The sequence below is a fragment of the Caballeronia sp. ATUFL_F1_KS4A genome (assembly GCF_023630905.1).
Classification (GTDB): Bacteria; Pseudomonadota; Gammaproteobacteria; order Burkholderiales; family Burkholderiaceae; genus Caballeronia; species Caballeronia zhejiangensis.
Map to the genome: position 1 here is coordinate 58,958 of NZ_JALQEB010000023.1, position 7,957 is coordinate 66,914.

Sequence of the window (7,957 nt, forward strand, 5' to 3'; positions counted from 1 at the left end):
GTATGAATCGTCATCGAACAAAGCTACAGGAGCCAGCAAGTGACGCAATCGAAACAACCCACGATCGCAATTCTCGGCGCAGGCAGCATGGGATCGGCCATTGGCCGTACATTGACGCAAGGCGGTGCGCGCGTGCTGACATCGCTCGAAGGACGCAGCGCGGCGAGCGCAGCGCGTGCGCGCGAAGCCAGCATGGAAGATGCAAGCCTCGACGATCTCGTGGCGTGCGACTTCATTCTGTCGATCGTGCCGCCCTCGGTCGCTGTCGATACCGCGCAGCGCCTCGCTCCTCTGTTCGAACGCGCGAGCGCGCAGCCCGTCTACATCGACTGCAATGCGATCAATCCCGCTACCGTCGGCCAGATCGAGCGCGCGCTCGAACCGACGCGCACGCCGTTCGTCGATGCATCGATCATCGGTCAGCCATCGGCGCCGAAGTTCTACATGTCGGGACCGCATGCAAAGCGCACTCAGCTACTCGCCGATCACGGTCTCGTCGTGCGCGTGCTCGACGGCCCGAACGGCGCCGCATCCGCGCTCAAGATGTCGTATGCGGGCATCACGAAAGGGCTGACGGCGCTCGGCTCGGCGATGGCGCTCGCCGCGATGCGCAACGGCGCGGGCGATGCGCTTCTCAGCGAACTCGCGGCGAGCCAGCCCGCGCTTGCCGCGTGGCTCGCGGGCAATGTGCCGCGCATGCCGCCGAAGGCCTATCGCTGGGTTGCCGAGATGGAAGAGATCGCGGAGTTCGTCGGCGACGAGTTCGCGGAGCATCGCATCTACGAAGGCGCGGCCGGACTTTACGCGCGGCTTGCGAAAGACAAGGACGCGACGGACGCGCTCGAACGTTTCTTCAGCGAATGTCCTTAAGCGCGCGCGGCCGCGGTTTCCGTCATGTACTCGAAGAAGCGCGCCGCGCGTCGGTCGCCCGCATAGGCCGAATTGATGCGCACCCACGCACACGCCTCGCCGTTCGGGCGGTAATAGCTGCCCGGCGCGAGCGTGACGCCGAACTTCACGGCTTCGTCGACGAGCACGGATGAATCGTCGATGCCGGGCACTTTCGCCCATACGAAGTTGCCGCCGCTCGGCTCGTCGAACACGTCCCATCCATAGCCTTCGAGCGTTTGCACCGCGCTCGACAGCGAATCGCGCACGCGCTTGCGCAAGCGCTCCAGATACTTGCGATACGTGCCGCGCTCCAGCAGGCCCGCCGCGACGCTTTCGGCGAAGCGCGTGCCGCCGAGGCTCGTCAGCACCTTTACGTCGACGAGATTCTTCACGAGCTCGCGATTCGCCGCGAGATAGCCGATGCGCAGCGACGACGACAAGGTCTTCGACAAGCCGCCCACATAGATCACGCGATCGAGCTGATCGAGCGATGCCAGCCGTTGCGTCGGCACGGCCTGGAAGTCGGCGTAGATATCGTCCTCGACGATGGAAAAGCCGTGCTGGGTCGCGAGTTGCAGCAGCTTGAACGCGACTTGCGGCGCGACGTTCGTCGCAGTCGGGTTCTGGAACACGGTGTTGATGAAGAAGAGCTTCGGCTGATGCTGCTTCAGCAGTTCTTCCGCGACGTCGATATCGGGTCCGTTCGCGAGCCGCGGCACGCCGACGAGCCGCACGCCCTGCAGCTTCAGGAGCCCGAAGAGATTGTAGTAACCGGGATCCTCGACGAAGACCGTATCGCCCGGCTTCAGCATGTAGCGCACGACGAGATCGAGCGCCTGGCTCGCGCCGTTCGTGATCATCACGTTGGGAAGATCGGCGTCGATGCCGAGCGCGTTGATCCGCATCGTGACTTGCTGACGCAAATCGGTGTCGCCGTGGGGAATCGCGTAATCGATCACGCTCGATACGTCGGTGCGCGACGCCTGACGGATCGCCTGCGTCAGGCCGTCCACATCGCGCCATGCCTTGGGAATGAAGCCGCTCGACAACTTCAGCGTCTCGCCGGGATAGTTGAACTGCTGGAGGATCTGGTTCGATTCCTCTTCGGCCAGACGCGGATCGCAATTACCCGCGTTGCCGTCGCGTTCATCGACGTGATTCGCCACATAGAATCCGGATCCGTGCTTCGGCTGAATGAGCCCGCGCGACGCGAGACGGTCGTAAGCCTCGATCACCGGAAAGCGGCTGATGCGCTGCTCGGCGGCAAGCTGACGAATCGACGGCAGCTTCGCGCCCGCGAGCACGCGGCGCGAGCGGATCATCGCTTCGATCTGACTGACGATCTGTTCGGTCAGCGGCACGCCGGTGCCGCTGTCGATGTGAAGCGGAAGTGCATTCATGATGTCTGGAACTGTTCAGTGATTTGCTGTGAACAGTTCGAGTTCGCTGTTCGCCAGTGTCGTCTTGCCATTCGAACGCATCCGAAAACCCGCGTCAAGACTGGCCGAATGGCTAGCTAGAGTGTTTTTAAAGTGTCAGATCGATGCGAACTGTTCGGTCAATTTGGCTTAACAGTTTCGGTCAAACTGTTCACAAGTGTTCATTCAAGCTGTTCGCAATCGGTCGAATAATAGGATCAACGGCTGCTCTTGCATCTCTGTCGGGCGGCCTTTCAGTTACGCGATCTGAAGGAGCGGCATCATGCGTGAAATCCGGACATTCGAACTCGACGGGCGCGATGCGCCTACGCGCTGGGTGATCGATCGGCCCCAAACGCTGCGTGTGACGCGCGGGCAAATCTGGCTGACCATCGAAGGCGGCGCCGACGATTACTGGCTGGACGCGGGCGCGTCCGTCGAACTGAAGCCTTACACGACGATCTGGGTCAGCGGGACGACGGACGCCAGCTGGTTCTCGATGTCGTCCGATTCGACGCGGGCGGGCGCGCGTCGCCTGAGGGAGATGGTGCGCACGTTGTTCGCCCGCCGGACGACGTGGCCGCGCATCGCGATCTCCAAAGCGTAGGGAGCCAAAGAAGGGCGAAAAAAAACCCGGCCGTGGCCGGGTCCAATGTTCCCGCGCTCTTTCGAACGCGGTCACCTGCAAAACTGCTTGAGCCTTTTACGCCGCGAGCAGCGAGCGCAGCACGAACGGCAGAATTCCGCCGTGCTTGTAGTAGTCGACTTCGATCGGCGTATCGATACGCAGCAGCACCTGCACGCGATCGTCCTTGCCGTCCTTGCGATGGATCACGAGCGTGACTTCCTGTTGCGGCTTGAAGTCGTCGCCGAGACCTTCGATGTCGTACGTCTCTTCGCCGGTGATGTTCAGCGACTGCACGCTGTCCGAGCCCTTGAACTGCAGCGGCAGCACGCCCATGCCGACGAGGTTCGAGCGATGGATACGCTCGAAGCTGCGCGCGACCACGGCCTTTACGCCGAGCAGTTGCGTGCCTTTCGCCGCCCAGTCGCGCGACGAACCCGTGCCGTACTCTTCGCCCGCGAACACGATGGTCGGCGTATTGGCGGCGATGTACTTCATCGCTGCGTCGTAGATGGACAGTTGCTCGCCGCTCGGCTGATGAATCGTCAGGCCGCCCTCGACGCGCGTGCCGTCGGCCTTCGCCGGGATCATCAAATTCTTGATGCGGACGTTCGCGAAGGTGCCGCGCATCATCACGTCGTGATTGCCGCGACGCGAGCCGTAGCTGTTGAAGTCGGCCTTCTGCACGCCGTTCGCCTTCAGCCACACGCCCGCCGGCGAGGTTTCCTTGATCGAGCCGGCCGGGCTGATGTGGTCGGTCGTCACGGAATCGCCGAAGATGCCGAGCGCGCGCGCGCCCTTGACCGCGGGAATCGAATCGGCCGGCTTCATCGAGAATTCGCTGCCGAAGAACGGCGGCTCGGCGATGTACGTCGACTTCGGCCAGTCATAGACCTGGCCGCTTTCGCCCGCGATCTTGCTCCACAGGTCGCCTTCCTTCGTGAGCTGAGAGTAGTTCTCGCGGAACGCCTTCGCGTCGAGCGCGAACTTGAGCAGCGCATGAACTTCGTCGCTCGTCGGCCAGATGTCGCCGAGATAGATGTCGCGGCCGTCCGTGCCCTTGCCGACCGGCTCGGTCATCAGATCGCGCGTGATGTTGCCAGCGATCGCGTAGGCGACGACCAGCGGCGGCGAGGCCAGGAAGTTCGCGCGGATGTTCGGGTGAATGCGCGCCTCGAAGTTGCGGTTGCCCGACAGCACGGCTGCCGCGACGACGTCGTTCTTCGTGATGGCATCGTTCAGTTCGGGCGTCAGATCGCCCGCATTGCCGATACACGTCGTGCAACCGTACGCGGCGAGCGTGAAGCCGAGCTTGTCGAGATAGGGCAGGAGGCCCGTCTTCGTCAGATATTCGGTGACGATGCGCGATCCCGGCGCGAGCGACGTCTTGATGTGCGGCGCGACCGTCAGACCCGCTTCGACGGCCTTCTTCGCCAGCAAGCCGGCGGCGAGCAGCACGCTCGGGTTCGACGTGTTCGTGCACGACGTGATCGCGGCGATCAGCACGTCGCCGTTCTTGAGATTCACGCCGTCGGCCGTCGTGTAGTTCGCTTCGAGCTCGGCGGCCTTCTTGTTGAAGCCGTTTTCGCCCACCGGCTTCGAGAACAGGTCGATGAACGTGCTCTTCACATTGCCGATTTCGATGCGGTCTTGCGGACGCTTCGGACCAGCCAGCGACGGCGCGACCGTGCCCAGATCGAGCGTGAGCGTCTTGGTGTAGTCGATTTCGCCGGCCTTCGGCACGCCCCACAGCTTCTGCGCCTTGAAATACTGCTCGAACGCGGCGATTTCGGCGTCGGTGCGGCCCGTGCCCTTGAAGTAGTCGATGGTCTTTTCATCGACGGGGAAGAAGCCCATGGTCGCGCCGTACTCGGGCGCCATGTTGCCGATGGTCGCGCGATCCGGCACGCCGATCGACGCCGTGCCTTCGCCGAAGAACTCGACGAACTTGCCGACGACCTTCTCCTTGCGCAGCATTTCGGTGATGGTCAGCACGAGGTCGGTCGCCGTGCAGCCTTCGCGCAGCTTGCCCTTCAGCTCCACGCCGACGACGTCCGGCGTCAGGAAATACACCGGCTGGCCGAGCATGCCCGCTTCCGCTTCGATGCCGCCCACGCCCCAGCCGACCACGCCGATGCCGTTGATCATCGTCGTGTGCGAGTCGGTGCCGACGAGCGTGTCCGGATAGTAGACGCCGTCCTTCTGATGCACGCCGCGCGCGAGGTATTCGAGGTTCACCTGGTGCACGATACCGATGCCGGGCGGCACGACCTTGAACGTGTCGAACGCCTGCATGCCCCACTTCATGAACTGGTAGCGCTCGTTGTTGCGCTGAAATTCCAGCTTCATGTTCAGATCGAGCGCGTTCGGCTCGCGGAAGTGATCGATCTGCACCGAGTGATCGACGACGAGATCCACCGGTACGAGCGGCTCGATCGCTTTCGGATCCTTGCCCGCGCGCTTCGCGACGCCGCGCATCGCGGCGATGTCGGCGAGCAGCGGCACGCCGGTGAAGTCCTGCAGCACGACACGCGCGACGACGAACGGAATTTCATCGACGCGAGCGGCATTCGGCTTCCAGTTCGCAAGCTGTTCGATGTGTTCTTCGGAAATCTTCTTGCCATCGTAGTTGCGCAGCACCGATTCGAGCACCAGACGAATCGAAACCGGCAGACGCTGAATCTTGACCTTCAGCGCGTCGCCGAGTTGCGGCAGCGAGTAGAACTTGCCTTTGCCGGAACCGCTGTCGAATTCCTTGAGCGTGTTGTGGAGATTGTGGGCCATGGTTATTTTCCTTGGACTAAGACGAGGAAATTGCGCTGCTTAAATCACGTACAGATCGACATATTCATTGACCGGCATCGCTTCGAGCGTTGCCTGATCGAGCGATACCGCGAGGATCGCTTGCTGCTGCTTCTGCGGGAAACGGCGCGCCAGATTCGTCCTGAACTTCTCGACGAGCAGCGGTATGCCGTCCGCGCGACGACGCTTGTGACCGATCGGATAGTCCACTTCGACTTCGGCGAGCTTCGATCCGTCGTTGAATTCGACGGTCAATGCATTCGGGATCGAGCGCTTGTCCGGATCGAAATAGTCCTTCGTGAACTGCGGGTCTTCCACGCATTCCATCTTCGCGCGCAGCACGTCGATGCGCGGGTCCTGCGCGACGGAATCTTCGTAATCGGCCGCGGTGAGGCGGCCGTGAATCAGCGGCACCGCGACCATGTACTGAATGCAGTGATCGCGGTCCGCGGGGTTGTCGAGCGGCCCCTTCTTGTCGATGATGCGCAGCGCGGCTTCGTGCGTGCGAATCGTGATCTTGCGGATGTCATCGACGGATTTGCCGGCTTGCTCGAGCTCGCCGTGCAGCGTCATTGCCGCTTCGACGGCCGTTTGCGCATGGAATTCCGCGGGAAACGAAATTTTGAACAGCACGTTCTCCATCACATACGAGCCGTACGGACGCTGGAACGCGAACGCGTTGCCCTTGAAGAGCACGTCGTAAAAGCCCCATGTTTCAGCGGTCAAAACCGACGGATAACCCATCTCGCCGGTCTTCGCGATCAGCGCGAGGCGCACGGCGCGCGAGGTTGCATCGCCCGCTGCCCACGACTTGCGCGAGCCCGTGTTCGGCGCGTGGCGATAGGTGCGCAACGCGTGACCATCGACGAAGGCGAGCGACACCGCGTTGACGAGTTCGTCGCGCGTGAGGCCGATCATCTGCCCGACGACCGCGGTGGAGGCCGCCTTGACGAGCAAAACGTGATCGAGACCGACCTTGTTGAACGAATTCTCGAGCGCGATGCAGCCTTGAATTTCGTGCGCCTTGACCATCGCGATCAAAACGTCTTTCATGACGAGCGGCTTCTTGCCTGACGCGATCGCGTTGCGCGAAAGCCAGTCCGCCGTGGCGAGGATGCCGCCGAGGTTATCCGACGGATGACCCCATTCGGCGGCGAGCCACGTATCGTTGAAATCGAGCCAGCGGATCATTGCGCCGATGTTGAAGGCGGCCTGAACCGGGTCGAGTTGAAACTGGGTGCCTGGCACCTTCGCACCGTTGGGGACGATCGTGCCCGGCACGATCGGTCCCAGCAGCTTGGTGCAGGCGGGGTACGAAAGGGCTTCGAGTCCGCAGCCGAGCGTGTCGATCAGGCAGTTGCGCGCCGTTTCGAGCGCAAGCGTGCTGTCGACACTGTAGTCGAGCACGTAGTCGACTATTTCGACGAGTACCTTGTCCGGCTCGGGCCGGACATTGGAAATCGGTGCGGACATCGAGGGATTCCTGATTTAAGTGCCGAGCTAACTTACTCCGCGTTCTTGATCAGCGCGTTCGATTGGGTCGGCGCTGCGCCGCCCGCTGCCATTTCGGGCGTCATGCACTCGTCGGCGAGGCGCGACGAGTCCTTGTCCGAGAACAGCATTGCTTTGGTCGGGATCACGACGAGATCCATGCCCGATGCCGAATCGTGGAAACGATCCGCACCGGTCGTCGTGTCCTGACGCGGCAGCTTGTAATCCTTCTTGGCCCAGTTCACGGTGACGATTGCGTCACGCTTCATGTCGCCTTTCAGGTAGAAAGCGTTGCCGTCCTTGCACGACCACTTCACTGCACCTTCGGGAATCGGATCAACCTTGGCCGCCGCGGCCACTTCGGCCTTGGGACTGCGCTTGATCAGGCGGCGCGCCGGAGCGGGACGCTTGGCCGTGGTTTTGGCCTTGCTTGCATCGGTCGCGGTCGCAGCGAAGGCGTCGGCGCTGACGAAGACGCTCGTCGTAGCCAGCGTGCCGGCGATTGCAGCGATCAGAAGTTTGTTCATCGAAAAAAACCTTTCAAAAACATTGGGGTTGGATGGCGTTTGCCGCGCGGGGTGGATTTCCTCATCGTGAAATCCGATCGCGCAGTCCGCTATTTTCGCTTATTTACCGGGACGAACTTCAAATTCTCCGGACCGGTGTAATTCGCGCTCGGCCGGATGATCTTGTTGTCGATGCGTTGCTCGATGATGTGCGCGCTCCATCC

6 protein-coding genes are annotated in these 7,957 nt (G+C 62.1%); 2 read left to right on the forward strand and 4 right to left on the reverse strand.

The features are described from left to right. Positions 1 to 39 precede the first annotated feature (39 nt). Positions 40 to 870 carry an NAD(P)-dependent oxidoreductase gene (locus NCS03_RS31270; protein WP_250529313.1) on the forward strand — a complete coding sequence of 277 codons (831 nt, stop codon included), beginning with the start codon at positions 40 to 42 and terminating at the stop codon, positions 868 to 870. On the opposite strand, the gene NCS03_RS14550 is transcribed toward NCS03_RS31270, so the two are convergent. Then, on the reverse strand, positions 867 to 2,291 hold the full coding sequence (locus NCS03_RS14550; protein WP_250529314.1) for an aminotransferase-like domain-containing protein: 1,425 nt from the start codon (positions 2,289 to 2,291) through the stop codon (positions 867 to 869). The genes NCS03_RS31270 and NCS03_RS14550 overlap by 4 nt on opposite strands. Positions 2,292 to 2,592: 301 nt before the next feature. Here NCS03_RS14550 and NCS03_RS14555 point away from each other — a divergent pair, with 301 nt between their 5' ends. Beyond that, positions 2,593 to 2,916 carry a DUF2917 domain-containing protein gene (locus tag NCS03_RS14555; RefSeq protein WP_250502712.1) on the forward strand — a complete coding sequence of 108 codons (324 nt, stop codon included), beginning with the start codon at positions 2,593 to 2,595 and terminating at the stop codon, positions 2,914 to 2,916. A gap of 96 nt (positions 2,917 to 3,012) precedes the next feature. On the opposite strand, the gene acnA is transcribed toward NCS03_RS14555, so the two are convergent. Genes acnA through NCS03_RS14570 form a run of 3 tightly spaced genes read right to left on the reverse strand, consistent with a single transcriptional unit; the run spans position 3,013 to position 7,754 of the window. After that, the gene (gene acnA, locus NCS03_RS14560) at positions 3,013 to 5,718 is read right to left on the reverse strand and encodes an aconitate hydratase AcnA (RefSeq protein WP_008354067.1); all 2,706 of its coding nucleotides are present in this window, start codon (positions 5,716 to 5,718) and stop codon (positions 3,013 to 3,015) included. Positions 5,719 to 5,757: 39 nt separating this feature from the next. Continuing rightward, positions 5,758 to 7,209 (reverse strand): bifunctional 2-methylcitrate dehydratase/aconitate hydratase, encoded by a 1,452-nt coding sequence (locus NCS03_RS14565; RefSeq protein ID WP_250529315.1) that lies wholly within the window; start codon positions 7,207 to 7,209, stop codon positions 5,758 to 5,760. A 32-nt stretch (positions 7,210 to 7,241) separates the two neighbouring features. Further along, the gene (locus NCS03_RS14570; RefSeq protein ID WP_250529316.1) at positions 7,242 to 7,754 is read right to left on the reverse strand and encodes a hypothetical protein; all 513 of its coding nucleotides are present in this window, start codon (positions 7,752 to 7,754) and stop codon (positions 7,242 to 7,244) included. Positions 7,755 to 7,957 lie beyond the last annotated feature (203 nt).

Coding starts and splice junctions, on each gene's coding strand:
- NCS03_RS14550 (WP_250529314.1), bottom strand. CDS start 2,291: ATGAATGCACTTCCGCTTCACATCGACAGCGGCACCGGCGTGCCGCTG.
- NCS03_RS14555 (WP_250502712.1), top strand. CDS start 2,593: ATGCGTGAAATCCGGACATTCGAACTCGACGGGCGCGATGCGCCTACG.
- acnA (WP_008354067.1), bottom strand. CDS start 5,718: ATGGCCCACAATCTCCACAACACGCTCAAGGAATTCGACAGCGGTTCC.
- NCS03_RS14565 (WP_250529315.1), bottom strand. CDS start 7,209: ATGTCCGCACCGATTTCCAATGTCCGGCCCGAGCCGGACAAGGTACTC.
- NCS03_RS14570 (WP_250529316.1), bottom strand. CDS start 7,754: ATGAACAAACTTCTGATCGCTGCAATCGCCGGCACGCTGGCTACGACG.